The following is a 22,390-nucleotide window of genomic DNA, read 5'->3' as shown; positions in this document are numbered from 1 at the left end:
AGAATAGTCACTTTCAAGAACACCTACTCCTTCCGTTGTAGTGATAGAAGTGACGAGCGACTCTGATGGACGTCCAGAACCGACCAGTGAGCCGGATGAGTCGGACCCGTATCTCGACGCCGCGGACCGACTGGAACGGGCGATAGATACTCAAATATCGATAATAAATGGTATCGATAATAAAGCAGAGCATATCACTCGATTGGTTGGTATTCTCGTCGGACTCGTGTTTTCAGTTCTGTCACTCGTCTCGAATCTAGATGGAATCGAGATCAGTACTACAACGGTTCCGACCGAAATCGCGTTCACGCTTGGAATCCTCAGTCTGTTGGTCGCTATGGGTGCCGCGATTGTGACGTACCTCAGTAGCAGATTTCGGGTCGGACTCGATTACACAGTCGGGTACTATCTCAGCGAATCCGATGAAACCGATTTCCGCACTCATGTTCAGCGCGTCCTTGGGTCGTACGGCGAGATAATAGAGGAAAACAAGCGAGTAATAGAAGTGAATTCGCGGCGTTTCCGCCGAACACTCTATTTTCTACTCGTCGGCGTCCTCTTTCTGTCTACTGCTGGCATACTCCATCTCGGCGATTTCACGAAACAGGTGGACTGGGCAGGTCTCGTCGGGACAACGCTACTTGCAGTTGCCGTTGCGTGGTACATCTTAACGGGGAAGTATTTAACCCTCTCGCGACCATAGATTACGGCAATGACAGACACCGCCGAGTCGAGTTCCGGAGATAAGTCGAGTCCCGGGGATAAATCGGTTTCCGAAGCGGATGCCACAAGTGAAGACGGGACCCGATACCGGACGCTCAGGATAAACAAGAGCGGTGAATCCAGTGACGAAGACTCGTAGCTTCTGAACCGAAGAGAATTGACGGAACCGGACGCGTCTGATAGTGAGCCACGCAGAATTTAGACGGCAGGTCTCACACGGCTATCTATTGTCGTACACCACGTCGCCGTCGACGACGGTCATCGCAACGTCGATGTTCTCGATGTCGTCGGAGTGGTCCCACGGCGACCGCTCCAGCACCGTGAAGTCAGCCTTCTTGCCGGTCTCGACGGTGCCGAGGCGGTCCTCGTCGGAGCCCGCGTAGGCCGCCCCGCGGGTGTAGGCCCGGAGCGCGTCGGTGACCGAGAGGCGCTGGCGGGGTTCGGGCGCGTTGACCGTCTGGTGGACGCCGAACAGGGGGTCCAGCGGCATGCAGTCGCTCCCGAACGCGAGGGGCGCGCCCGCCTCCAGCAGGTCGGCGAATCGGTTCGACCGCTCGCGGCGCTCGCTACCGATTCGGTCGTCGTAGAGGCCGCCCTCGCGGGCCCACTTGAGGAAGTTGGGCTGGACCGACGCCACGACGCCCGACTCGGCGAACCGCTCGACCGCCTCGTCGTCGGCGAGTTCGGCGTGTTCGACGCGGTGGCGCGCCGCTCCGGGGTCGTCGGTGCCGGCGTAGGCCGCCAGTACTTCGCGGACCGCCTCGTCGCCGATGGCGTGGGCGGTGACCTGGAATCCGGCACCGTCGGCCTCGGCGACGAACTCGCGGAGTTCCTCGGGGTCGACCACCCACTGGCCCGTCTCGCCCTCGGCGTCGGCGTAGGGTTCCGAGAGCTTCGCGGTCCGACCGCCGAAGCTCCCGTCGGTGAAGGTCTTGACGCCGCCCATCCGCACGAACTCGCTCCCGTGGTCGGTCCGGAGGCCGACCTCCGTCAGGGCGTCGAGGTGGTCCGACCAGTAGTTGATTCGGACCCGGAGTTCGAGGTCGCCGTCGAGTTCCATCTGGCGGTAGACCTCGGGCGCGCGCGACTGGCGGACCATGTCGTGGACGCCGGTGACGCCCTTCCGGTGGGCCTCGCGCTGGGCGGCGTCGAGGAGTTCGCGCATCTCCTCGGCGTCGGGTTCGATGGCGTCGTAGATCACGTCCACCGCCTCCTCGACGATGACGCCGGTCGGTTCGCCGCCGTCCGTCTTCACGTCGCCGTCGGGCATCTCGTCGACGTACCGGTCGAGCGCCGCGGAGTTGACCGCCGCGATGTGCATGTCCTCGCGGAACGCCGCGACCGGGTGCTCCTCGGAGACCGCGTCGAGGTCCTCTCGGGTGAGGTATCGAGCGTCGTCCCACGAGCTCTCGTCGTAGCCGAACCCGAGTATCCACTCGCGGTCGCCCTCGGCGGCGTCGGCCAGCAGGTCGGTGCAGTCGCCGGGCGAATCGGCCGCCGAGAGGTCGGCGTGGACCAGCGACCGCCCGAGGTGCTGGAGGTGGGTGTGGGCGTCGACGAACCCCGGGAGGACGACCCGCCCGCCGAGGTCGAGGACCTCGGTCTCGACGCCCGCCAGGAAGTCGACTTCGTAGGCGTCGTCGACCCGGACGATATCGCCGTCCCGGACCGCGACCGCCTCCGCGGTGGCGTCGGACTCGTCGAGCGTGTGGACTTGCGCGTTCGTGAGTACGAGGTCGGCAACCGCTGTCATACGCGAGGTGTGCGGGGGAGAGGCGATAACCGTTGGGGAACCGGCGGGCGACCGAGCGCGGCGCGGTGCCGTACTACTGGGTCGCGCTAGATACCGAGACGAGTCGGCCGTCGGTCACGGTCACGTCGTATCCGGAGAAGGAGAACCGCACGACACCTCCGAGACGGGGCGTCCCGTCGTATCGGTCGGCGAACAGTGCATCGAGCGCGTCGGGGTCCACGGACTCGGCGAGCGGGTCCATCGCGGCGGGGTCGAGGTTCGAGGCGGCCGAGACGGCTTCGACCACCGTCTCGCTCACCCGCGCTCCGCTCTCGACCTCGTATTGTCGTGTCTCGTTGCTCGAAACTGTAGATCTCTTCTCTATCATGGATGGCGTGCTACCGGAGCACGAACGCCCCGGACGAAGTCCTCGCCCGAGGTTCGGTCCCGACCGGGGTACTACCGACGGTTCGCTGGTGAACGGGTTTATATGGGCCGGTCCATCGGGAGCCTGCCGCCCGCGGATGGGAACCGTCTTGAGCGTCGGCGCGAGTGAGTGGATAGGATGTATCTCGTCACGTTTCGGCTCGACCCGGGGGAGTACGACGAGGAGTTCCACGACCTGAACGACGCCATCGAGGCCACCGCCGAATCGACCGACGGGTATCTCGGAAAGCACACGTGGAACGACCCGGACAGCGACGAGGTCCTCGTCATCTACCGGTGGGAGACGCTCGACGCGCTCGATTCGTTCGCCGAGGACTCGAAGCATCGCGCGGCGAAGAACCGCTGGACGGAGTGGTACGACGCGTACGAGGTCACCGTCACGGAGGTCGTCGAGACGTACGGAAGCGGCTTCGAGGACGCCGGAGACGCCTCCGAGTAGCGCGCCCACCAGCCGAAAATCCCGTCGTTTCACCGCTCGCCGACGAGCGCGGAATCGACCAGATTTCTGAGTCCGCGACGGAGGCGCTTGGAGACCGCCCGGGGCGAGACCTCGAACTCGTCGGCCAGTTCTTCGAGGGTCGTCCCCCGCGGGTCGTCGAAGTAGCCCGCCTCGAACGCCGCCAGTAGCGTCCGGCGCTGGTCGTCGGTCAGGCCGTACTGCTCGCCCGCCTCGAACTCCGAGAGGGTGTGAATCCAGTTCAGCCGGAGGTCGACGCCGTGGTCGGCGCAGTAGCGCTGGAGCCCGGCGACCGCCTCGTGGTCGGGCGACCGGAGCCGGAACAGCCAGACGCCGTCCCGTCGTCGCACCTCCAGCAGGGTGGCCTCCGACGCGAGGATGCCGCCTATCAGGCCCGGTTCGTCGGTCCAGACCGCCTGGACGAGCGCGCCGCCGTCCACCCGGTCGAGGACGGTGAGCCGGTCGATGCCGGGGTTGTCCCGGACCGATTCGACGAACGCGTCCACGTCGTCTCCCCACACCCAGAAGAACGGCAGGACGCCGTTTCCGGTCGGAACGATCCGCTCCAGTTCGACCCGCATCTCCGGGGTCGCCGCCAGCGCCCGCCCGAGGGGGAAGTCATCGACGGGGACCGCCAACTCCGCGATGACGCTCATCGTGTGCGGTTCGACGCGCGCAACCAAGTTCGTTGGGGACGGCGACTCCGTCGGAGTCCCTCCGACGGAGTCGCCCCACGCCGGGTTCGCGTCGAGCGCGGGTTCGCGCCGAGCGCCCTCCCACGCTGAGCACTCTCGCACGCCGGGGCGACGCGGTCGCCCCGGCGTGCCGGTTCCGGAACCACTATGCGCCGGGCGGGAGAAGCCGCCTCGCATGAACCGCATCATCGGCGAGCGCGACCTGTCGGAGACCTCCTTCTCTCCCGAGCAGGCGCGCGAGGTGTACCGCGACATGGTCCGAGCGCGGGCGTTCGACGAGCGCGCGCTGGCGCTCCAGCGCAGGGGCTGGATGAGCAGTTGGCCCCCGTACAAGGGACAGGAGGGCTCGCAGGTGGGCGCGGCCGCGGCGCTCGACGAGGAGGACTGGCTCTTCCCGACCTACCGGTCGAACGCGATGCAGATCGCCCGCGACGTGCCGATGAGCGACATCCTCCTGTTCCGGCGGGGCCGCCCGGAGTTCGAGTCGGGCCACGACGTGCCCAACTTCCCGCAGGCGGTCCCCATCGCCACCCAGATACCCCACGCCGCGGGCGCGGGGATGGCGATGAACTACGAGAAGAGCGTGAAAGAGAGCGGCGAGGGGGACGCGACCGACGCCGCCGCGCTGTGTTACTTCGGGGACGGCGCGACCAGCGAGGGCGACTTCCACGAGGGGCTGAACTTCGCTGGCGTGTTCGACGCGCCGGTGGTCTTCTTCTGCGAGAACAACGAGTGGGCCATCAGCCTCCCCCGCCACAAGCAGACCGCCAGCGACTCCATCGCGGTGAAGGCCGACGCCTACGGCTTCGAGGGCGTGCAGGTCGACGGCAACGACCCCCTCGCGGTCCGCGAGACCGTGAGCGAGGCGCTCGACAGCGCCCGGAGCGGCGACCCGGTGCTGGTCGAGAGCCTGACGTACCGGCAGGGTGCCCACACCACGAGCGACGACCCGAGCCAGTACGAGGAGACCCGCCGGGAGCTGCCCGAGTGGCGGACCGCAGACCCCCTCGACCGCTACGAGGCGTACCTCCGCGAGCAGGACGCCCTCGACGACGAGTTCGTCGCGGAGGTCGAGCAGGAGGCCGACGCCGAACTCGACGAGGCGGTCGAGCGCGCCGAGTCGGTCGAGGACGCCGACCCCCACGACGTGTTCGACCGGGTGTACGCCGACCTCCCCCCGAACCTCCAGAAACAGAAGGCGTGGCTCGACTCGTTCATCGCCGACCGCGACGTGCAGGAGTTGGACCACTGAACGGCGCGGCCGAGCGCCGCGGCGCTCGGCCGCGCCGGGGCGGGACCGGACCGGGCGCATGTGAGGCCCGGACGCATGTGAGGCCCGGACGCATGTGAGGCCCGGACGCATGTGAGGCCCGGACGCCTGCGAGCGTCTTCGGACGCGTCGCGTCCGAAGACGCTCGCGGGCGACCTCAGTCGAGCGCCATGTAGGTCTTGGTGTCGGCGACGCCCTCCATCCCGGAGATGTCGGAGGAGGCGGCGTGGAGGACGTCGTACACTTCGTCGGCCTCGGCCTCGGCGATGATGTCGAAGTCGCCCGCGACGATGTGGGCTTCGGAGATGCGGTCGAGCGAGCGGACCGAGTCGATGAGGTCCTCGGACCGGCCTGCGGCGGTTTTCACCATGACGAACGCGTGAACCATCGTACCGTGTGATTCTCTACCACACGAGAAAAGCCTTTGGGGCGGAGAAAAGTTATTCAAGGCCTCCCGCGTAACGTAGTACCATGCGATTCGTTATCATTGGTTCAGGTCGGGTAGGACTGCGGACCGCCCGCGTCCTCCGCGAGGAAGGCCACGAGGTCGTGCTCGTCGAGCGCGACGCCAACAAGGCCGAGCGCGCCCGCAACGACGACTTCGAGGTCATCGAGGGCGACGGGGCGAGCGAGGAGGTCCTGATGCGGGCCGACCTCGAAGCCGCCGACGCGCTCGGCGGGCTGACCGGCGACCTCAACGTCAACTTCGCGGCGTGCATGGTCGCGAAACACTACGGCTGTCGGACGGTCCTGCGAATCGACGAGGACTACCGCGAGGACATCTACCGGAAGTTCGCGAGCGACGTCGACGAGGTGGTCTACCCCGAGCGACTCGGGGCCATCGGCGCGAAGAACGCCCTGCTCGGGGGCAACATCCGCGCCATCGCCGACATCGCCCAGAACCTACAGGTGGTCGAACTCACCATCACCGACGAGTCGCCGGTCAAGGGCTACTCCATCAGCGAGCTCTCGATTCCGGCCAACGCCCGGGTCCTGGCGTTCGGCAAGGCCGACGAGCCGATGGGCATCCCGCTCCCGGACGACTCGCTGGGGGTCGGCGACCGGGTCGCGGTGCTGGCCGACTTCGAGGTGCTGGAGGACGTGCGCCGGATTCTGGTCGGCGACGCCGCGCGCGACGACGCGGCCGAGATGACCCCAGACACAGGAGGCGACTGACATGGTCACGGCATACGTCATGGTAAAGGCGAACACGGGCGAGGCGGACAGGCTCAAGAACGAGATACTCGACATCGACGGCGTGGCCGACGCCCACATCGTCGCGGGCGACGTGGACATCATCGCCAAGGTAAACGTCGAGTCGCCCGCCGACGTGAAGGCCATCGCGGCCGACAGCATCCAGAACGTCGAGGGCGTCGAGGACACACAGACCTACATCGCGATGGACTGACCGGCTCAGAGCGGCGGCGCGCCCGAGGGCCCGGTCTGGCCGTCGTCGTCGTAGTTCTCGGTCGCTCGCTCCAACAGCCCCGCGGCGGGTTCGCGGTAGTCGTACCCCGGGATGATGCCCTGCACCCACGTCCCCTCGACGTAGTCGACGACCGCCTGAGCGTCCTCGGCGGCGTACTCGGGGTCTTCGCGGGCAAAGGTCACCACGACGACCACCTCCTCGCCCGCTCGGCGAATGTCGGGCGGACTCGCGCTCTCGGTTCGGGTGACGGTGTGGGCGTCGGCGAGTCGGCGCTCCAGCGTCTCGAACCACCCCGACCGAACGACCTCGGCGACCGTCTCGCCCTCGACCACCGCGTCGAGGACCGGGGCGCGGACGACCACGCGGTACTCGCGGGTCGCGTCGTCGTCGGCGTCTTCCGAATCCGAGACGGTGACGACGCCCTCGAAGGGCGTCGCGGTGTACTCGAACTCGGCCTCACCGGACTTCTCGAACGAGGGGTGCTGTCGGAACGCTCGGTCGACGGTCTCGTCTGTCATTTGGCGTCGAGTAGGCGGTTCGGGAGGATGTGGGTTTCGACTGCGGTTCGCGCTCGGTCACTCACTCGACTGCGGTCGCGGTCTGCGGTGCAGTGCGGTCGCGGTCTGCGGTGCAGTGCGGTCGCGGTCTGCGGTGCAGTGCGGTCGCGGTCTGCGGTGCAGTGCGGTCGCGGTCTGCGGCGCGGTCGCGCACTCGGTCACCCACCGCGAGCGACGCGAGCGGGCCAAGCGAGGACCGAAGGGACGAGCGCAGGCTTTTTGGTCGAGCTTTTTATCGAGCGAGGGGTCGGCGACGCCGACCCCTCGCTCGCAATAAAAAGGTCGTATGCGAGGGATGGGATTCGAACCCATGGACGTCTACACGAGCGGGTCTTAAGCCCGCCGCCGTTGGCCAGGCTGGGCAACCCTCGCGCGGGTCGACGTTGTCGCGTCTTCAAGAAGTGGGTTTCGGTCCGGGAGGTCGCGTCGACCGCCGGTCCGTTCCGGGTTCCGCGTAGACGAAAGAGCCAAGCACCCGGCCCGAGACGCCCGAAACGAGAAGCGCATGGACCGAATCCCCTTCGGCGTCTCTCGGCTCGACGACATCATCGGCGGCGGGGCCCCGCCGGGAAGCGTGGTCCTGCTGGCGGGGCAGGCCGGTGCGGGTGCCCGGGAGTTCCTGTTCACCAGCGCGACCGTCAACGGACTCGCCCACACCGACCCCGAGCAGTTCGACCTCCACTACGGCGAGGTCGACGACCGCGCGGAGGTGCCCGACGAGATACACTACGTCTCCTTTACCGACAGCGCCGCCGAACTCCGTAGGGAGATCGCCTACACCATGAGCCAGGAGCTGGTCGATGCGGGCGTCGAGGCGGTGACCTTCGAGGACCTGAGCAAGGAGTACTTCCAGCTGTCGGCCATCCCCACCGAGTGGTACACCCACCGGACTCAGACCATCACCGACCTCGGGCAGGGCAGCGACCGCCGGGACGTACTGGAGGCGCTCGGCGAGTACTTCAACCGCCACGCTCAGGGCAACCTCGTCGTGATCGACTCGCTGACCGACCTCGCGCGCATCCCCGACGAGCACCTCGACTGGAGCGACATCTCCCTGCTGGTCAAGGGCCTCCAGAAGGCCTCCCGGCACTGGGACGGCCTCATCCTGGTGCTGGTCAACGAGGACGCGCTCACCGCCGAGGAGATGGGGAGCCTGATGGGCGCGGCCGACGGCACCATCGCCTTCGAGTGGGAGACCGGCGGGAGCGAGCGCGACCGGGTGATGTTCGTCAGAGAGTTCCGCGGCGTCCTCTCGCGGCTGGAGGCCGAGGACATCATCCGCTTCGAGACCGAGATACACGAGGGCGGCTTCGACATCAGCAACGTCCGGAAGATACGATAGCCGAGACGCAGTCGGTCCGGGCCGTCTCGGGCGACAATTCCAGACGCGCCGGGCGGGAAAACTACTTACGGGTCGTCGCGCAAAGCCCCTCCATGGCACGTAAACGGCGAATCGGGGTGGCACGGTGAGTCTCCTCGAAGGCACGCTGGGGAAGGTTGCGGTCGCGGTGGTCGTCGGGATGGTCGTCACGACCGTCGGCGCTGGCGCGGCGCTCGCGACCGGGGTGGTGAGTCCCGAAGCCCCGACCGTCGAATCGATAGACAACGAGTGGGGCGAGATCACCAACGAGACCACGGGCATCGAGACCCGGGTCGTGGTCGACAACCCCAACCGGTTCGGTATTCCGGGCGTCGCGGGAGTCTCCTACGACGTGGCGATGAACGACGTGACGGTCGCGTCGGGCGACAGCGGCCGACTCGCCATCCCGCCCGGCCGTAACGAGGTCGACCTCCGGACCGCCATCGACAACGGGAAGATACCCGCGTGGTGGGCGAGCCACATCAACAACGGCGAGGAGACCACGGTGTCGGTCCGTCCGAGCCTCGACGCGCCCCTGCTCTCGCGGGACCTGCCGAGTCAGGACCGGACGTTCGAGACCGACATGCTCGCGTCGTTCGACAGCGAGTCGGGCGAGTCGGTGACCGCGGGCGACCGGACCCTGCTGACGGTCGAGGAGACCGACGCCTCGTGGGGCGAGGCGACCGCCGAGGAGACCCCCCTCCGGTTCTCGGGCACGGTCACCAACCCCAACGAGGAGGCCATCGAGTTCGCCACCATCGGCTACACCGTCTCGATGAACGACGTGACGGTCGCAGAGGGGACGACCGACGAGGCGGTCCGAATCGAGGGCGAGTCGACCGACGCCATCCGGGTGAACTCCACGCTCGACAACACCAAACTCGACGAGTGGTGGGTCAGCCACCTGCGAAACGACGAGGAGACCACCCTCGACGTGCGGGTGTTCGCCGAGGTCGAGACAGACGACGGGACCCGGCGGGTCGACCTCCCGTTCATGAGCAAGCGCGTCGCCTTCGAGACCGACATCCTCGGGGGCGGAACCGCGACCACGCGCGAGCTCGACTCCGGCGGGGAGTTCGACTTCGAGGCCCCGACCGTCGAGTCGGTCGAGCGCGACTGGACCCCGACCGACGACGGCACGCGGTTCGTCTCGACAGTCGTCGTGGACAACCCCAACGGCAACGAGTCGTCGCTGGGCGAACTCGCGCTCGACGCCGATTACCGGGTGTCGCTCAACGACGTGGTCGCGGTCGAGGACGGCCAGCGGGCCGTCCTCGACCCCGGACGCAACGAACTCGAGTTCGAGAACACGCTCGACGACGAGACCATCCAGCGGTGGTGGGCGTCCCACGTCAACGAGGGCGAGGAGACGACTCTGAGGACCGAGTCCGACGTGACCGCCGACCTCGGGTTCGCCGAGGTGCCGGTCGAACTCCCCGACAGCACCCAGACGTTCGAGACCGACATGCTCGGAGGGCTCGACGGCACAGAACAGAGCGTCGAGTTCCGCGGCTACCGGATAGCGACCATCCAGAACGCGTCGTCCGAGTGGGGCGAGGCGACGACCGACCGGAGTCCGATGGACTTCGAGGCCGACGTGACCAACGAGCGCGCCGAACCGCTCACCGTCGAGCGGTTCGGCTACAACGTGACCGCGAACGACGTGGTGCTGGCCGACAACGAGAGCGAGGTCGGGACCACGATACCCGGCAAGACCACCCGCGGAATCGAGGCCACGGGCTATCTGGAGAACGACCGCATCCCCGAGTGGTGGGTCGAGCACCTCTCGAACGGCGAGCGCTCTACGGTCTCGGTCTCCTACTACGTCGTCGTCGAGTACGCCGGGCAGGAGTTCACGGTCGAACTCGACGAGATGAGCTACGAGCGGACCGTCGAGACCGACGCCTTCGGCGGAGAGTAGGTGACGCCTTCGGCAAAGAATAAAAAGAGGCAGGAGGACTTTTCCCCGCCCGCGCCCCACCCTCGGGCATGGACTGGACCGACCTCTTCGAGCGCGCCGACACGTACGACGCCGACGAGGCCGCCGTACGCGAGGCGCTGGCCGCGGTTCGCGAGCGCGGGGACGACGCTGGCGGGAGCGACGACGGACCGGCCGACGCCGACCGACGGGAGGGTCGCGATGGCCGAGAATAATCCGGCCCGAATCGTCGCCGACGCCGACGTGCTGGCGGCCGACCTGCTCGTCGGCGGGGCGGCCCGCGAGGCGCTGGATACGACCCGCGCCCACTCGTGGGTCGAACTGGTCGCCAGCGACGACCTGCTCGACGACGCCGAGGCCGTGATCCGGGAACTGGCCGACGACGACTTGGCGGGCGCGTGGCGCGAGAAGATCGAGAACCTCCGGGTCCGGGTCGAACACCCGGCGGGCGACCACCCCGCGCTGGCGAGCGCGTACCGCGGGGGCGCGGCCCACCTGCTGAGTTACGACGACGACCTCCGGAGCGCGGAGGCCGGGGCCACACTGGGGTCGCGGATGAACCTGAGCGTCAAGACGCCCGCGGGGTTCGTCGGGATGTTCGACGCCGAGGGACTGTACGAGGCCGTCGAGGGCGGGGAGTACCCGGGGCCGGACCGCGACCCGCGGGCGTGAGTATCGAACCGTAATCCGTCGGCGTGAGTAGCCGGGACGTGCCCGTCTAGCTCGGACCGCGAGCGCCGAGGACGGCGCTCGCGGTCCGATTCGAAACGGTCGAGGATGGAACGGGGAAACGCGGACGGAGCAGAGAAACGCCGACTACGTCGGCGTGGTCTGGATGTTCAGCGACTTCCGGATGAGCTGGGTGAATCCCATCGAGCAGAGGAAGTACCAGACGATCCACAGCTGCATCGGACCCACGACGCCCTGTCGCCAGTTGGCCTCCCCGACCAGCGGCGCGACGATGGTGGTCTCGTCGGCCGGGACGTGACCGTCGAGCACCATCCAGTAGATCCAGAGGAACACGGGGATGGTGAGGAACATCGTCCAGACCATCGGGCGGAACTGCTCTTTGAACATGCCGAGCTGGTCGCCCATCGCGTCCATCTGCTCCTCGCGGATGCGCTCCATCTCCTCGTCGTCGCCGCGCTCTTTGGCCTTCTTTCGCTTCTCCTGGATGTCCTTCATCCGTTGCTGGTAGGCCCCCATCTTCTCCATGTCCATCAGATTGGCCTGCAACAGCGTCGAGTACAGACCCGTGATGAGCGCCAGCACCAAGACGACCACGTAGAAGGGCAACACAGCCTCGATGGGGCCGATGAGGACGTTGACGGCGCTCCCGATGACGTTCCGCACCGACGCCTGCGAGTAACCGAGGAACAGCCCGACCGAGCCCACCGCCGCCATCTTGTCCCACTTCGACCACGACGACTCCTCGTCGTCGATGTCCACGTCGGTGTCGCCGTCGGTGTCGGTCGAGATGGTCGTCGTCGGTTCGTCTTCGAGGGCGGCTTCGACCGCGCTCGGGTCGGCGAGTCGGAACTCGTCGCCGTCGCTTTCGAGAACGTCCTTCTCGATGAGTCGTCCCCACTGGCCGCTCGTGAGCTGGTCGTTCACGTCGGCCCACTCGATTCGCTCGGAGCCGCCGTCGGTGCGGTCGTAGACGACCGCAAGCGCGTCGGCCATCGCCCCGTCGTCGGCGATGAGCGACTCTATCTTGTCCGCGGTCCGTGCCATTGACACGGATTTGGAATCCCCCGGTTAATCAAGTTTCGCTATTCGTCTCCCCTCGCGGGCCGGAACCCGCGACTTCGGACCGGCCGCGCGACGGGGTTCCGAGCCGAGCGCGAGCGTTAGGCGTTCGACTCGATTGCGTCCTTCACGTCGGCCCACACCTCGTCGGGCGACCCCTCGCCGTCGATTCGGACGAGGTCGCCCCGCTCGTCGTAGAACTCCACGACCGGCGCGGTGTTCTCCTCGTACACCCGGATGCGCTCGCGGGCGGTCTCCTCGGTGTCGTCCTCGCGCTGGTAGAGGTCGCCGCCGCACCGGTCGCAGACGCCCTCCTCCTCGGGCGGGCTGAACTCGACGTGGTAGGTCGCGCCGCACTCCTCGCAGACCCGGCGGCCGGTCAGGCGCTCGACCAGCACGTCCTCGTCCACGTCGAGGTACAGCGCCACGTCGAGGTCGGTCATCGACGCGAGCGTCTCGGCCTGCGCGAGGTTGCGCGGATAGCCGTCGAGGACGTAGCCGTCGGCCTCGTCGAGGGCGGTCTCGACGATCTCGTCGACGACCTCGTCGGGGACGAGTTCGCCCCGGTCCATGTACTCGCCGGGGGTGTCGTATTCGAGTCCGAGGTGGGAGATGTCCATCCCCTTGTTCGCGCGGAGGGCGTCGCCGGTCGTGACGTGCTCGACGCCGAACTCCTCGACGATGTTGTCGCTCTGGGTTCCCTTGCCTGCGCCCGGCGCACCGAGTATCAGGATGTGCGGGTTCATGTCTCCGACTGCGACGCCCACGCTTAAAGGCTTAAAGAAAGCCGACTCCGCGCGCCGCGGCGCGCGGAGTCGGCCTTTTTAGTGACGGGCCGCCTACGACCGCCCATGACGCGATTCGACGCCGACACCCCCGCCGAGCGCCGGAAACTGTTCGTCGAGGCCATCGCGGCCCACCGAGAGCGCGCGAGCGCCTTCTGCACGTTCGAGGCCCACGAGGACGCCTCGTCGAGCGCCCCGGCGGCGTCCGAGTCGGACGCCGCCGGGGCGCTCGACGGAGAGGACGTAGATGCCGACGGAGAAGGCAACGACGCCGACGGAGACGCCGAGGCCACCGAGGCGCTCCCGCCGTGGGTCCAGTTCGGCGACGGCACGCTAAACCTCGACTGCACCGACGAGGAACTCGACCGGCTGAAGTCCCTCCTCGCGGAGTTCCCGGCGTTCAAGATCGACGACATCGCCCGGCCCGACGAGGCCGAGGGCGTCAACGTCAGGGTGTCGGCGCTGGCCGACCCCAACCGGGTCGCCCAGTGGGTCGACCGCGCGTTCCGGGACGTGTACGACCAGCCCGAGGGGTTCCGGGCGTGGGTCTCGGCGGTGTAGCCCCCGCCGCACTCGACTTCCGGGAGGCTGCGGTGGGGCGGGGCGCGGCGTTCGTCCCACCGCAGGCGTGTTTCGGCCAGAGCGCGGCATCGTTCGGGCGAATCACGATTCGACCGGGCGACTTATTTGGGACCTCTGCATTTAGCCGCGTAATGAGTCTTCATCCGAGTCGGCACTTACGAGTCGCTACCCTCGGCGAATCGCCCCGGTTCGACGCCCGCGTCCGGAAGTACCGACGTGACGCACTCGTCGACGGCGGTGGTGGCGGATGACCGACCAACTGCTCGAAACCGTTCTCCTGCCCGTCGCGGGACCCGAGGACGCCGAGGCCACCTGCGCGGCCGCGGTGGACCGCATCGCGGCCGCCGGGGGGCGCGTCGTCGCCGTCCACGTCGTCGAGAAGGCCGGAGGCGCGCCCGACAAGGTGTCCGTCGAGCAACGCGAGGAGTACGCCGAGGAGGCGTTCGAGGTGGTCGAACGCCGGTGCGCCGACGCGGGCGTCCCGGTCGAGACGCGAATCGCGTACGGCACCGACGTGGCCGAGACCATATTCGAGGTCGCCGACGACGTGGACGCGACCGCCATCGCCTTCACGCCGCGGGGCGGGAGCCGATGGGTCCGCCTGCTGACCGGCGACGTCGCGCTGTCGCTGGCGACCGAGACCGACCGGCCGGTGGTCGTGTTGCCGGACCCCGGAGACGAGGAGACGGACGAGGGGGACGCATGAGCGAGGGTTTGTATTCGATACCGCGGCCAACTCCGTCCATCTCCGGGGGTGACGGACGGTGAGCGACGAGGAACTCGCGAAGGACCTGGGCCTGCTCTCGGCACTCGCCGTCGGCATCGGGACGATGATCGGCGCGGGCATCTTCGTCCTGCCGGGAATCGCGACCCGGGAGGCCGGGCCCATCGTCGTCCTGTCGTTCCTCATCGGCGGCGTAATCGCCATGGTGAACGCGCTCACGGTGAGCGAACTCGGCACCGCGATGCCGAAGGCGGGCGGCGCGTACTACTACATCAATCGCGCGCTCGGTCCCCTCTTCGGCTCGATTTCGGGGATGGGCGACTGGATGGGGCTGGCGTTCGCGAGCGCGTTCTACTGCATCGGGTTCGGCGGGTACCTCACGACGCTCCTCGACGGCGTCGTGATTCCGTTCCCCGGAACCGGCGGCGTCGAACTCCTGCCCACGATTGTACTCGGCCCGTTCGTCCTCTCGGACATCCAGATCGGTGCGTTACTGGCTGGCGTCGCGTTCGTCACCGTCAACTACATCGGCGCGAAGGAGACCGGCGGCGTCCAGACCGTCATCGTCACGGTCTTGCTCGGCATCCTCACGGTGTTCGCGGCCGTCGGCTTCTTCTCGTTCGACTGGGGGACGGTGATGGTCGACGGCACCATCGCCCCGCTCGGATACACCGAGATACTGCCGGGGACCGCGCTCGTGTTCGTCTCCTACCTCGGATACGCGAAGATCGCGACCATCGGCGAGGAGCTCAAAGACCCGGGCCGCAACCTCCCCATCGCCATCATCGGGAGCGTCGCCATCGTGATGGTCGTCTACTCCATCCTCGTCGGACTCATGGTCGGTATCATCCCCTACGACCAGATCGACGTCGACACCCCGATGTCCGACGTCGCGAGGGTCATCTTCGAGGGGAACATCGGCGTCATCGGCATCACCTCGATCACGCTGGCCGCGCTGCTCGCGACGGCGTCGAGCGCGAACGCGTCCATCCTCGCGTCGGCCCGCATCAACTTCGCGATGGGACGCGACAAGATAGTCACCGACTGGCTCAACGAGATCCACCCGAAGTTCGCGACTCCCTACCGGTCCATCGCCGTCACGGGCTTCATGATCGTCCTCTTCCTCGTCGTCCTCGGCGGCGAGGTCGAGGTGCTGGCGAAAGCCGCCAGCGTCCTCCATCTGGTGGTCTACGCGCTCATCAACGTGGCGCTGGTCGTCTTCCGCGAGGCCGACGTCCCGGAGTACGACCCCGACTTCACCGTCCCGCTGTACCCGATCACGCCGATCCTCGGGTTCGTGCTCTCGCTCGGCCTGATCGGCTTCATGAAGGCCATCGAAATCGCGCTGGGACTGGTGTTCGTCGCTGGCGCGGTCGCGTGGTACGGGCTGTACGCTCGCAACAAGACCGACCGAGAGGGCGTCCTGAGCCGCCACATCCTCTCGCGGTCCGACGAGATGCCGGACGCGGCGGTCTCGGCCGCGAACGTCGCGCGTCCGTCCGGTGGCACCCAGTACAAGGTGATGGTGCCCGTCTCGAACCCCCGGACCGAGTCCGACCTGCTCTCGCTCGCGAGCATCTTCGCGAAGGCAAACGACGGAATCGTGCAGGCCGTCCACATCGTCGAGGTGCCCGACCAGACGCCGCTGTTGGAGGGGTCCGAACACGTCCAGCGGATAAACGAGGAGTCCCGGACGCTGATGGAGCGCGTCCGCGAGAGCACGGAGACCCTCGATGTTCCCGTGGAGGTGAAGACGGTCGTCTCCCACCGCTCGTTCGAGGAGGTGTTCGAGGTGGCCGAACGCGAACGACCCGACAAGGTCGTCATGGGGTGGGGTCCCGACCGGCCGTGGTCCTCCGGACGAGCCGAGCGGCCGCTGGAGGAGCTGACCCACGACCTCCCCTGCGACTTCCTCGTCCTCAACGACCGGGGTCTCGAAACGGACCGCGTGCTCGTCCCCACCGCGGGCGGTCCCGACTCGGACCTGAGCGCGGAGGTGGCGAAGTACCTCCGCGAGCAACTGGGTTCGGAGATAACGCTCCTCCACGTCGTCGACAGTGAAGACGACCGCGAGACCGGCGAGGCGTTCCTGACCGAGTGGGCGGAGGACCACGACCTCGGAGACGCCGCCGTCCGGGTCGACGCCTCGGGGGACATCGAGGGCGCTATCGCGGAAGCCGCGCGCGACCACACCCTCGTCGTCATCGGGGCCACCGAACGCGGCCTGCTCTCCCGGCTCGTTCGCGGCTCGCTGGCCTACGACGTCGTCCACGACGTGGAGTGTTCGGTCCTGCTGGCCGAGCGACCGACGAGTCGGTCGCTCCGCGAGCGGCTGTTCGGGACTCGGAGCGACGAGCGGTGAGGGCGCGCGGCCGGAAGCGGTTCGCTACCGCTTCCAGAACGCCCCCGTGAGCAACACGAGCCCCGGGATGATCTCCAAGCGGCCGATCCACATCAGGAATATCATCAGGAGCTTGCTCGTCGCCGGGAAGTCGAGGTAGCTCCCGAACGGGCCGAGCGGGCCGAACCCCGGCCCGATGTTCCCGAGGGTCGCGATGCTCGCGCTGATTACGTCGAGGGTCGTCAGTTCCATCCCGACGCGGCCCGCGTCGAGCGCGATCAGGACCGTCGCCACCCCGAAGATGAGGAGGTACATGAACGTGAACCCGAGGATTCCGCGGATGGTGTCCTCGTCGATGACGCTGTCGCCGAGTCGAATCGGTCGGACCGCCTCGGGGTGGGCGGCGGTGAACAGCTCGCGCCTGGCGGCCTTGAGGACGATGAGCCACCGGACGACCTTCACCCCGCCGCCAGTCGACCCCGCGGACCCTCCAATGAACATCGCGAACAACAGCACGACCTGTCCCGTCGTGTCCCACTGGGCGAAGTCGCTGGTCGCGTAGCCCGTCGAGTTCAACAGCGAGACGATCTGGAACGCGGCCTGTCGCAGGGCGTTCTCGGTGACCCCCTCGGTCACGCCGCCGAGGTCGAGCGCGGGCGCAGAGCCGGTGAACAGGAGCCCCCAGAGGACGACGGTGAGCCCCGCGCTCGCACCGACGTACGCCTGGAACTCCCGGTTCTCGAAGAACTCCCGGACGTCGTCCCGATAGACGAAGTAGAACAGCGCGAAGTTGGTCCCGGCGATGAGCATGAACGGTATCACGACCCACTGGACCGCCGGAGAGAAGGCGGCGATGCTGTCGGCCTCGGGCGAGAACCCGCCGGTCGGGAGGGTCGTGAACCCGTGTGCGACGGCGTTGTAGAAGTCCATGTTCGGCGCGAGGCCCGCGAGGTGGAGGCCGTAGAGGAGGACGACGTACAGCACCGTGAACCCGAGGTAGAACAGCCAGAGGATGCGCGCCGTCTCGGCGATCTGCGGCGTCAGCTTCTGTAGTTCGGGACCGGGCGCTTCCGAGCTGATGAGCTGTGCGCCGTTGACCGCCAGCTCCGGCAGGATGGCCACCATCAGGACGATGATTCCCATCCCCCCGAGCCACTGGGTGAGCTGTCGCCACATCAACAACGCGTGGGAGTGGCGTTCGAAGGAGATTTCGCCCATCACGGTCGCGCCGGTCGTCGTGAACCCCGACATCGACTCGAACAGCGCGTTGACGGGGTTGGCGAGCGTCGACGCCGTTCCGTACCCCGCGAGCAGGTAGGGGACGGTTCCGACGAGGGCGACCCCGACCCACGAGAGCGCGACCAGCAACAGCGCCTCCCGCGGGTGGAGGTCGGTGTCGTCGGAGAGCCGTTCCAGTGAGAGTCCGACGGCGACCGTGATGGCGATGGAGGCCAGGAACACGCCAACGTCGTCGCCGTAGACGACCGCGACCGCGAGCGGAACGACCATCGCCGCGGCGAGGTACTTGATTATCGTTCCGGTGAGCGCGACGCTCTGGCGCCACTCGACCCTCAGTTCCATCGTCGACCAGCGCTCCCGGTATCGATGGCTCGCTGCATACCCCCTGCATAATCCACTTGGTCAATGAATGCTCCGGAACGAAGACGAGTCTCCTCGCCCGATTCGGCCCCCGAGGAGGGGTCACTCGGAGGTCGCGACCGTCGCCGAATCAGTCGAGCTGGACGTACGTCCGGGTCGTCCCCACGCCCTCGACGCCGTGGATGCCGTCGGTGACGGTCCGCTGGAGGTCCCGGACGGTCTCGCCCTCAGCCTCGGCGACGACGTCGAAGTCCCCCGCGACCACATGTGCCTCGGCGACCCCCGGGAGGTCTCGGACCGCGGAGACGATGTCGTCGGCCGCCCCCTCGCCGGTGATTATCGCGACGTACGCACGAACCATGGGCCGGGTACGCCGGTGGTTCCCAAAGGTGTTTTGCCGGACCGCGAGGGCGCTCAGAGCTTGGCGGTCACTTCGTCGAGGACCTCGGTGTCGAGGAACACGACGACGTGGTCGCCGGGTTCGATCACCGTGTCGCCCCGCGGGACCACGTACTCCTGCCCGCGGGTGATGGCTCCGATCACGAACCGCGCGGGGAGGTCGGCGACCGCCTCGCGGATTGGTCTGCCGACCAGCGCGCTGTCGGCGTCGACCTCTACCTCGATGACCTCGGCCCGGTCGTTCTCGATGAGCGAGACGTTCTCGGTGGTGGTCTCGCGGGTGAATCGGGTTATCTCTTCGGCGGTCACGTTTCGGGGGTTGACCGCCACGTCGACGCCGACCGTCTCGAACACGTCGACGTACTCGGTGTTCTCGACGATTGCGACCGTCCGGCTCACGCCGATCTGCTTGGCGAGTATCGACACCAGCAGGTTCTTCTCGTCGCTTTCGAGCGCGGCGACGACCGCGTCGGCCTCGTCGACGTGCTCGCGGGCGAGGAACTCGGCGTCGGTCGCGTCGTGTTTCATCACGACCGAGTTGGGGAGGTCCTCGGCCAGTTCGCGGGCGCGGTCTGGGTCGCGCTCGATGAGTCGGGGTCGGAGCCCGCGGTCTTCCAGCAGTCGCGCGGTGTGGTAGCCGATCTCGCTTCCGCCGACGATCACGAGGTCCTCGTTGCCGCTCGGGGTCTCGCTCGGCGCGATCTCGGCTGCGAACCCCTGAACGCTCTCGGGGCTCCCGATGACGACCGCCTTGTCGCCCGCCCGGATGACGGTGTCCCCGCCCGGAATCTCGACGTCGCCGTTCCTGATGATGGCCGCGAACGTCAGCGAGTCGAAGCGGTCGGCCTCCCGGACCGTCTGGTCGACGACCGGGCTGTCGGGGCTGACCTCGAACTCGGCCATCTGGACCGCGCCGCCCGCGAAGGGGTCGACGTCGCGGGCCGAGGGCAGGCCGACGACCCGGACGATGTCCTCGGCGGTCAGCAGGTTGGTACACACCATGAAGTCGACGCCGAACGCCTGCTCGGTCTCCTTCCACGTCTCGAGGTAGTCGACGGCCTTGACCCGCGCGATGGTGAACGGGTCGTCGACCGTCTTGGCGGTACCGCACGCCACCAGATTCGTCTCGTCGTTGTTCGTGCTGGCGATTATCATGTCGGCCTCGTCGACGCCCGCCTCCCGGAGCGTCGACAGCGACGTGCCGTCGCCCTGAATCGCGAGGACGTCGAGCGCGTAGGTCAGCGAGTCCACCCGCTCGCCGTCGATGTCCACGACGACGACCTCGTGGCTGTCGGCGAGGCTCGCCGCGATGGACGACCCGACCTCACCTGCGCCGATGATGATGACGCGCATCCGAACCCTCCCTAGTCATTTACAGGCCATAGCAAGTCCGGTGGTATGACTATTTCCCTTCGCGGACGAGACCCGACCGAATCGCTCGGCTCCGCGGGCCTCGACCGATTCTCAGACGGGGTTCGCGCCCGACGCCCGTCTCGCCACGGACGTCGGGAACTCGTAGCGCTGGCCGCCGACGACCAGGTTTGCGAAGAAGGCGTCGAGGACCGTCGGCGTGACCGCGTTGCCGTGGCCGACGCCCACCCGGACGAGTCGGGCCTCGGACCCGAACCGCGCGACCGCGTCGTCGAAGGTCTGACCCTCGTACCCGTCCTCGATTTCGGTGTACTCGAACCAGCCGCTCGTCCCGCCGGTGTTGCCGTTCACGCGGGCGAGCACGTCGCTGGTCTGCCACTCCTCGGACCCGGGGTCGGTCTCGTCGGTGAGGTACATCCCGTGGCGGCCGTCGTCGTTCTCCACGACCAGAAAGGTCTCGTCGGCGGCGTCCCCCTCGCCCGACCCGTCCTCGGGCCCCCGGTAGCGGTCGTAGGCCAATCGGTCGAGGTCGCCCAGCGACACCTCGCCCTCGGGTCGGACGACCGACGCCGCGTAATCGACGGTCGCCCGCCCCCGAGAGGTGACGTGGATCGGCCGGGTCCGGTCGCCGCCCCGCATCGACTCGGGCGCGGCCTCGACCTCCGCATCGTACTCGCCGTCGCCGTCGAGGTCGAACAGCACGACCCCCGGCGGCAGTTCGGTGTCGACCTCCTGTGCAACGGTCGGGCCGACGACTCCCGTGGCTCCCCCCAGCAGCGCCGTTCCCCCAAGCAGGCCAGTTGCCTTCAGCACTGCCCGTCTCTCGCGGTCCATGGTCCGACGACGACCTCCGATGAGTTATGTCTTGGTGCCGAGTTGTTCGATTCCTGTGAGGCGTCTCGTCCTCCTCACTCGCTCTACTCACTCCATCCGTCTCACCCGTTCACTCGCCCTGATTCAACTCCAGCGTCACCGTCAGCGGTTCCATCGGTGTGTCGAAGACTATCGACCCCGAATACCGGTAGGAGTCGACGCCCTCGCCGCCGACCTCGCCCTCGACCGTCTTCGAGTCGACCACCGTGTCGTCGTCCCCGGCGAACTCGTCCTTCTCGACCCGGCCGGTCACCCGGAACCGGTAGCGCACGGTCGGCCCCGCCGATTCGACGACCACCCGGTTCGCGAGCGGGTCGGTCGTGTCGCGGACGAGTTCGTCGTTCACGAACACTCTCCCGGGGCCCGACAGTTCGAGCGACCGCAGCTCCCCGGTGAAGCCGAACCGGTCCAGCCGTTGCTGGCTAACCGCGCCCTCGACCGTCTTCTCGTCGACGAACCGGTCGCCGTCGTCCGAGCGAATCCGTTCTATCTCTCCGGTCACGCTGAACCGGTAGCGGAACGTCTCGTCGCCCGCCGACTCGAAGGTTATCGTGTTCTCGCCGGACTGCGCGCTCGCGCTACCCGACACCGCGCTCCCGGCGAGTCCCGCGAGGGCCGCTCCCTTGAGTACGGTCCTGCGAGCGAGTCGCCCAGCGGATTCTGTGTCTCGGTCGGTGTCTGTCACTTCTGTCTCTCGGTTGGTGTCTGTCACGGTTCTCTCCCCCGTCGTGAGCCCACGCGTTCGGACGGCTTGAACCCGCACGCCCCTCAATCCAGATTCAGCGGCGTTCCTCCCGATTCAACTCGGATTCACGCAGGAAACTCGGGGTTTCCGCGCCGAAACGTCGGAAGTCCACGCGACCATTTCGAATTTCTTTGACAGGGATTCGGCGCTCTCGGGCGCTGACGGCGATTCGGCGGCCCGACCGCGTCGCGGCCCGCGACGCGGTCAGGCCGCCGAAGTCGGCGCGCCGGACTCGGCCCGCGAGCGTATCTGCCTGCGCAACCGTCGCACGTCCCTTCGCTCGCGGTCGCGCCACGGCTTGAACCGGAGGACGAGCGACCGCCGACGGAGGTACCGCGACAGGTACGCGAACTCGGAGTCCGAGAGGGTCACCGTCCGGACCGCGCCGCTGGTCTCGGGCGCGTCGCCCCGCCGGTCCTCTATCCTGCGACGCAGGTCGCCGACGAACTCCCACTCCGCCGAGCGGTCCCGGAGGGCGTACATCAGGCGGTTCTCGCGCTCGCGCAACCAGTTGCAGAGGACGTACCACTCCTCGGATTCGAGGGTGAGTTCCCGGGCCATCGTGAGTCGTGGGTGGAGACGTTCGCGGCCCCGGAGGTTCGGTATTTCGGCC

26 protein-coding genes and 1 tRNA gene are annotated in these 22,390 nt (G+C 67.6%); 13 read left to right on the top strand and 14 right to left on the bottom strand.

Annotated elements, in window-relative coordinates; translation table 11 throughout:
- Positions 1-40 precede the first annotated feature (40 nt).
- Both NGM10_RS12955 and NGM10_RS12950 read left to right on the top strand, forming a co-directional pair.
- A complete protein-coding gene (locus NGM10_RS12955; RefSeq protein WP_253479413.1) occupies positions 41-703 on the top strand; it encodes a hypothetical protein in 663 nt (220 codons plus the stop codon).
- A gap of 9 nt (positions 704-712) precedes the next feature.
- A complete protein-coding gene (locus NGM10_RS12950; RefSeq protein ID WP_253479412.1) occupies positions 713-862 on the top strand; it encodes a hypothetical protein in 150 nt (49 codons plus the stop codon).
- An 81-nt stretch (positions 863-943) separates the two neighbouring features.
- On the opposite strand, the gene NGM10_RS12945 is transcribed toward NGM10_RS12950, so the two are convergent.
- On the bottom strand, positions 944-2,476 hold the full coding sequence (locus NGM10_RS12945; protein WP_253479411.1) for an amidohydrolase: 1,533 nt from the start codon (positions 2,474-2,476) through the stop codon (positions 944-946).
- 73 nt (positions 2,477-2,549) lie between these two features.
- Positions 2,550-2,843, bottom strand: coding sequence for a DdfA family disk-determining factor (gene ddfA, locus NGM10_RS12940; protein WP_253479410.1), 294 nt, complete (start codon positions 2,841-2,843; stop codon positions 2,550-2,552).
- 177 nt (positions 2,844-3,020) lie between these two features.
- Between ddfA and NGM10_RS12935 the strand changes: the two genes are divergently transcribed.
- Positions 3,021-3,341, top strand: a complete 321-nt coding sequence (locus tag NGM10_RS12935) for an antibiotic biosynthesis monooxygenase family protein (RefSeq protein ID WP_253479409.1) — start codon at positions 3,021-3,023, stop codon at positions 3,339-3,341.
- A gap of 29 nt (positions 3,342-3,370) precedes the next feature.
- Here the strand turns inward: NGM10_RS12935 and NGM10_RS12930 are convergent, their stop codons facing one another.
- Entirely contained in the window at positions 3,371-4,015 is a 645-nt protein-coding gene (locus NGM10_RS12930) for a helix-turn-helix domain-containing protein (protein WP_253479408.1), read from the bottom strand.
- A gap of 214 nt (positions 4,016-4,229) precedes the next feature.
- Here NGM10_RS12930 and NGM10_RS12925 point away from each other — a divergent pair, with 214 nt between their 5' ends.
- Positions 4,230-5,306, top strand: coding sequence for a thiamine pyrophosphate-dependent dehydrogenase E1 component subunit alpha (locus tag NGM10_RS12925; RefSeq protein WP_253479407.1), 1,077 nt, complete (start codon positions 4,230-4,232; stop codon positions 5,304-5,306).
- Positions 5,307-5,481: 175 nt separating this feature from the next.
- Here the strand turns inward: NGM10_RS12925 and NGM10_RS12920 are convergent, their stop codons facing one another.
- Positions 5,482-5,712 (bottom strand): Lrp/AsnC ligand binding domain-containing protein, encoded by a 231-nt coding sequence (locus NGM10_RS12920; protein ID WP_253479406.1) that lies wholly within the window; start codon positions 5,710-5,712, stop codon positions 5,482-5,484.
- A gap of 83 nt (positions 5,713-5,795) precedes the next feature.
- On the opposite strand from NGM10_RS12920, the gene NGM10_RS12915 reads away from it, so the two are divergent.
- Together NGM10_RS12915 and NGM10_RS12910 are read left to right on the top strand one after the other, a co-directional pair.
- Positions 5,796-6,500 (top strand): potassium channel family protein, encoded by a 705-nt coding sequence (locus NGM10_RS12915; protein ID WP_253479405.1) that lies wholly within the window; start codon positions 5,796-5,798, stop codon positions 6,498-6,500.
- Position 6,501: 1 nt separating this feature from the next.
- Positions 6,502-6,732, top strand: coding sequence for an Lrp/AsnC family transcriptional regulator (locus NGM10_RS12910; RefSeq protein WP_253479404.1), 231 nt, complete (start codon positions 6,502-6,504; stop codon positions 6,730-6,732).
- A 5-nt stretch (positions 6,733-6,737) separates the two neighbouring features.
- Here the strand turns inward: NGM10_RS12910 and NGM10_RS12905 are convergent, their stop codons facing one another.
- Positions 6,738-7,271 (bottom strand): DUF5813 family protein, encoded by a 534-nt coding sequence (locus NGM10_RS12905; RefSeq protein ID WP_253479403.1) that lies wholly within the window; start codon positions 7,269-7,271, stop codon positions 6,738-6,740.
- Between the two features lie 326 nt (positions 7,272-7,597).
- A tRNA-Leu gene (locus NGM10_RS12900) sits at positions 7,598-7,682 on the bottom strand.
- A gap of 133 nt (positions 7,683-7,815) precedes the next feature.
- Here NGM10_RS12900 and NGM10_RS12895 point away from each other — a divergent pair.
- The 4 genes from NGM10_RS12895 (at position 7,816) to NGM10_RS12880 (ending at position 11,281) form a co-directional block, all read left to right on the top strand.
- Positions 7,816-8,652, top strand: coding sequence for an RAD55 family ATPase (locus tag NGM10_RS12895; RefSeq protein ID WP_253479402.1), 837 nt, complete (start codon positions 7,816-7,818; stop codon positions 8,650-8,652).
- A gap of 124 nt (positions 8,653-8,776) precedes the next feature.
- On the top strand, positions 8,777-10,591 hold the full coding sequence (locus NGM10_RS12890) for an LEA/WHy family protein (RefSeq protein WP_253479401.1): 1,815 nt from the start codon (positions 8,777-8,779) through the stop codon (positions 10,589-10,591).
- A 68-nt stretch (positions 10,592-10,659) separates the two neighbouring features.
- The gene (locus tag NGM10_RS12885; protein WP_253479400.1) at positions 10,660-10,824 is read left to right on the top strand and encodes a hypothetical protein; all 165 of its coding nucleotides are present in this window, start codon (positions 10,660-10,662) and stop codon (positions 10,822-10,824) included.
- The gene (locus tag NGM10_RS12880; RefSeq protein WP_253479399.1) at positions 10,811-11,281 is read left to right on the top strand and encodes a DUF7384 family protein; all 471 of its coding nucleotides are present in this window, start codon (positions 10,811-10,813) and stop codon (positions 11,279-11,281) included. Before NGM10_RS12885 ends, NGM10_RS12880 begins: the two co-directional genes overlap by 14 nt.
- A gap of 144 nt (positions 11,282-11,425) precedes the next feature.
- On the opposite strand, the gene NGM10_RS12875 is transcribed toward NGM10_RS12880, so the two are convergent.
- Positions 11,426-12,343 (bottom strand): DUF106 domain-containing protein, encoded by a 918-nt coding sequence (locus NGM10_RS12875; protein ID WP_253479398.1) that lies wholly within the window; start codon positions 12,341-12,343, stop codon positions 11,426-11,428.
- Between the two features lie 116 nt (positions 12,344-12,459).
- Positions 12,460-13,104, bottom strand: coding sequence for an adenylate kinase (locus tag NGM10_RS12870; RefSeq protein WP_253479397.1), 645 nt, complete (start codon positions 13,102-13,104; stop codon positions 12,460-12,462).
- A 105-nt stretch (positions 13,105-13,209) separates the two neighbouring features.
- On the opposite strand from NGM10_RS12870, the gene NGM10_RS12865 reads away from it, so the two are divergent.
- The 3 genes from NGM10_RS12865 to NGM10_RS12855 all read left to right on the top strand — a co-directional run bounded on the left by NGM10_RS12865 (position 13,210) and on the right by NGM10_RS12855 (position 16,811).
- Complete coding sequence (locus tag NGM10_RS12865) at positions 13,210-13,704, top strand: DUF7975 family protein (RefSeq protein WP_253479396.1); 495 nt, start codon at positions 13,210-13,212, stop codon at positions 13,702-13,704.
- Between the two features lie 268 nt (positions 13,705-13,972).
- Positions 13,973-14,431 (top strand): universal stress protein, encoded by a 459-nt coding sequence (locus NGM10_RS12860; RefSeq protein ID WP_253479395.1) that lies wholly within the window; start codon positions 13,973-13,975, stop codon positions 14,429-14,431.
- A 58-nt stretch (positions 14,432-14,489) separates the two neighbouring features.
- Positions 14,490-16,811: an amino acid permease gene (locus NGM10_RS12855; RefSeq protein ID WP_253479394.1), complete on the top strand. Its 2,322-nt coding sequence runs from the start codon at positions 14,490-14,492 to the stop codon at positions 16,809-16,811.
- 24 nt (positions 16,812-16,835) lie between these two features.
- Here the strand turns inward: NGM10_RS12855 and NGM10_RS12850 are convergent, their stop codons facing one another.
- The 6 genes from NGM10_RS12850 to NGM10_RS12825 all read right to left on the bottom strand — a co-directional run bounded on the left by NGM10_RS12850 (position 16,836) and on the right by NGM10_RS12825 (position 22,338).
- On the bottom strand, positions 16,836-18,371 hold the full coding sequence (locus NGM10_RS12850) for a TrkH family potassium uptake protein (protein WP_253479393.1): 1,536 nt from the start codon (positions 18,369-18,371) through the stop codon (positions 16,836-16,838).
- A gap of 148 nt (positions 18,372-18,519) precedes the next feature.
- Positions 18,520-18,750 (bottom strand): Lrp/AsnC family transcriptional regulator, encoded by a 231-nt coding sequence (locus tag NGM10_RS12845; protein ID WP_253479392.1) that lies wholly within the window; start codon positions 18,748-18,750, stop codon positions 18,520-18,522.
- 53 nt (positions 18,751-18,803) lie between these two features.
- Positions 18,804-20,141 carry a Trk system potassium transporter TrkA gene (gene trkA / locus NGM10_RS12840; RefSeq protein WP_253479390.1) on the bottom strand — a complete coding sequence of 446 codons (1,338 nt, stop codon included), beginning with the start codon at positions 20,139-20,141 and terminating at the stop codon, positions 18,804-18,806.
- A gap of 111 nt (positions 20,142-20,252) precedes the next feature.
- On the bottom strand, positions 20,253-20,993 hold the full coding sequence (locus NGM10_RS12835) for a hypothetical protein (protein ID WP_253479388.1): 741 nt from the start codon (positions 20,991-20,993) through the stop codon (positions 20,253-20,255).
- Between the two features lie 109 nt (positions 20,994-21,102).
- Positions 21,103-21,717 (bottom strand): hypothetical protein, encoded by a 615-nt coding sequence (locus NGM10_RS12830; protein ID WP_253479386.1) that lies wholly within the window; start codon positions 21,715-21,717, stop codon positions 21,103-21,105.
- A gap of 264 nt (positions 21,718-21,981) precedes the next feature.
- Positions 21,982-22,338, bottom strand: a complete 357-nt coding sequence (locus tag NGM10_RS12825; RefSeq protein ID WP_253479384.1) for a hypothetical protein — start codon at positions 22,336-22,338, stop codon at positions 21,982-21,984.
- Positions 22,339-22,390 lie beyond the last annotated feature (52 nt).

It is taken from the genome of Halorussus salilacus, assembly GCF_024138125.1.
In the GTDB taxonomy this organism is placed as follows: domain Archaea; phylum Halobacteriota; class Halobacteria; order Halobacteriales; family Haladaptataceae; genus Halorussus; species Halorussus salilacus.
The sequence above is the reverse complement of the archived record's forward strand: the minus strand, read 5'-3'. Positions and strand labels throughout refer to the sequence as shown.

What these genes read in the sequence shown, in the direction of transcription:
- NGM10_RS12950 (WP_253479412.1), top strand. Translation starts at nt 713, where the DNA reads ATGACAGACACCGCCGAGTCGAGTTCCGGAGATAAGTCGAGTCCCGGG.
- NGM10_RS12945 (WP_253479411.1), bottom strand. Translation starts at nt 2,476, where the DNA reads ATGACAGCGGTTGCCGACCTCGTACTCACGAACGCGCAAGTCCACACG.
- ddfA (WP_253479410.1), bottom strand. Translation starts at nt 2,843, where the DNA reads ATGATAGAGAAGAGATCTACAGTTTCGAGCAACGAGACACGACAATAC.
- NGM10_RS12935 (WP_253479409.1), top strand. Translation starts at nt 3,021, where the DNA reads ATGTATCTCGTCACGTTTCGGCTCGACCCGGGGGAGTACGACGAGGAG.
- NGM10_RS12930 (WP_253479408.1), bottom strand. Translation starts at nt 4,015, where the DNA reads ATGAGCGTCATCGCGGAGTTGGCGGTCCCCGTCGATGACTTCCCCCTC.
- NGM10_RS12925 (WP_253479407.1), top strand. Translation starts at nt 4,230, where the DNA reads ATGAACCGCATCATCGGCGAGCGCGACCTGTCGGAGACCTCCTTCTCT.
- NGM10_RS12920 (WP_253479406.1), bottom strand. Translation starts at nt 5,712, where the DNA reads ATGGTTCACGCGTTCGTCATGGTGAAAACCGCCGCAGGCCGGTCCGAG.
- NGM10_RS12915 (WP_253479405.1), top strand. Translation starts at nt 5,796, where the DNA reads ATGCGATTCGTTATCATTGGTTCAGGTCGGGTAGGACTGCGGACCGCC.
- NGM10_RS12910 (WP_253479404.1), top strand. Translation starts at nt 6,502, where the DNA reads ATGGTCACGGCATACGTCATGGTAAAGGCGAACACGGGCGAGGCGGAC.
- NGM10_RS12905 (WP_253479403.1), bottom strand. Translation starts at nt 7,271, where the DNA reads ATGACAGACGAGACCGTCGACCGAGCGTTCCGACAGCACCCCTCGTTC.
- NGM10_RS12895 (WP_253479402.1), top strand. Translation starts at nt 7,816, where the DNA reads ATGGACCGAATCCCCTTCGGCGTCTCTCGGCTCGACGACATCATCGGC.
- NGM10_RS12885 (WP_253479400.1), top strand. Translation starts at nt 10,660, where the DNA reads ATGGACTGGACCGACCTCTTCGAGCGCGCCGACACGTACGACGCCGAC.
- NGM10_RS12880 (WP_253479399.1), top strand. Translation starts at nt 10,811, where the DNA reads ATGGCCGAGAATAATCCGGCCCGAATCGTCGCCGACGCCGACGTGCTG.
- NGM10_RS12875 (WP_253479398.1), bottom strand. Translation starts at nt 12,343, where the DNA reads ATGGCACGGACCGCGGACAAGATAGAGTCGCTCATCGCCGACGACGGG.
- NGM10_RS12870 (WP_253479397.1), bottom strand. Translation starts at nt 13,104, where the DNA reads ATGAACCCGCACATCCTGATACTCGGTGCGCCGGGCGCAGGCAAGGGA.
- NGM10_RS12865 (WP_253479396.1), top strand. Translation starts at nt 13,210, where the DNA reads ATGACGCGATTCGACGCCGACACCCCCGCCGAGCGCCGGAAACTGTTC.
- NGM10_RS12860 (WP_253479395.1), top strand. Translation starts at nt 13,973, where the DNA reads ATGACCGACCAACTGCTCGAAACCGTTCTCCTGCCCGTCGCGGGACCC.
- NGM10_RS12850 (WP_253479393.1), bottom strand. Translation starts at nt 18,371, where the DNA reads ATGGAACTGAGGGTCGAGTGGCGCCAGAGCGTCGCGCTCACCGGAACG.
- NGM10_RS12845 (WP_253479392.1), bottom strand. Translation starts at nt 18,750, where the DNA reads ATGGTTCGTGCGTACGTCGCGATAATCACCGGCGAGGGGGCGGCCGAC.
- trkA (WP_253479390.1), bottom strand. Translation starts at nt 20,141, where the DNA reads ATGCGCGTCATCATCATCGGCGCAGGTGAGGTCGGGTCGTCCATCGCG.
- NGM10_RS12835 (WP_253479388.1), bottom strand. Translation starts at nt 20,993, where the DNA reads ATGGACCGCGAGAGACGGGCAGTGCTGAAGGCAACTGGCCTGCTTGGG.
- NGM10_RS12825 (WP_253479384.1), bottom strand. Translation starts at nt 22,338, where the DNA reads ATGGCCCGGGAACTCACCCTCGAATCCGAGGAGTGGTACGTCCTCTGC.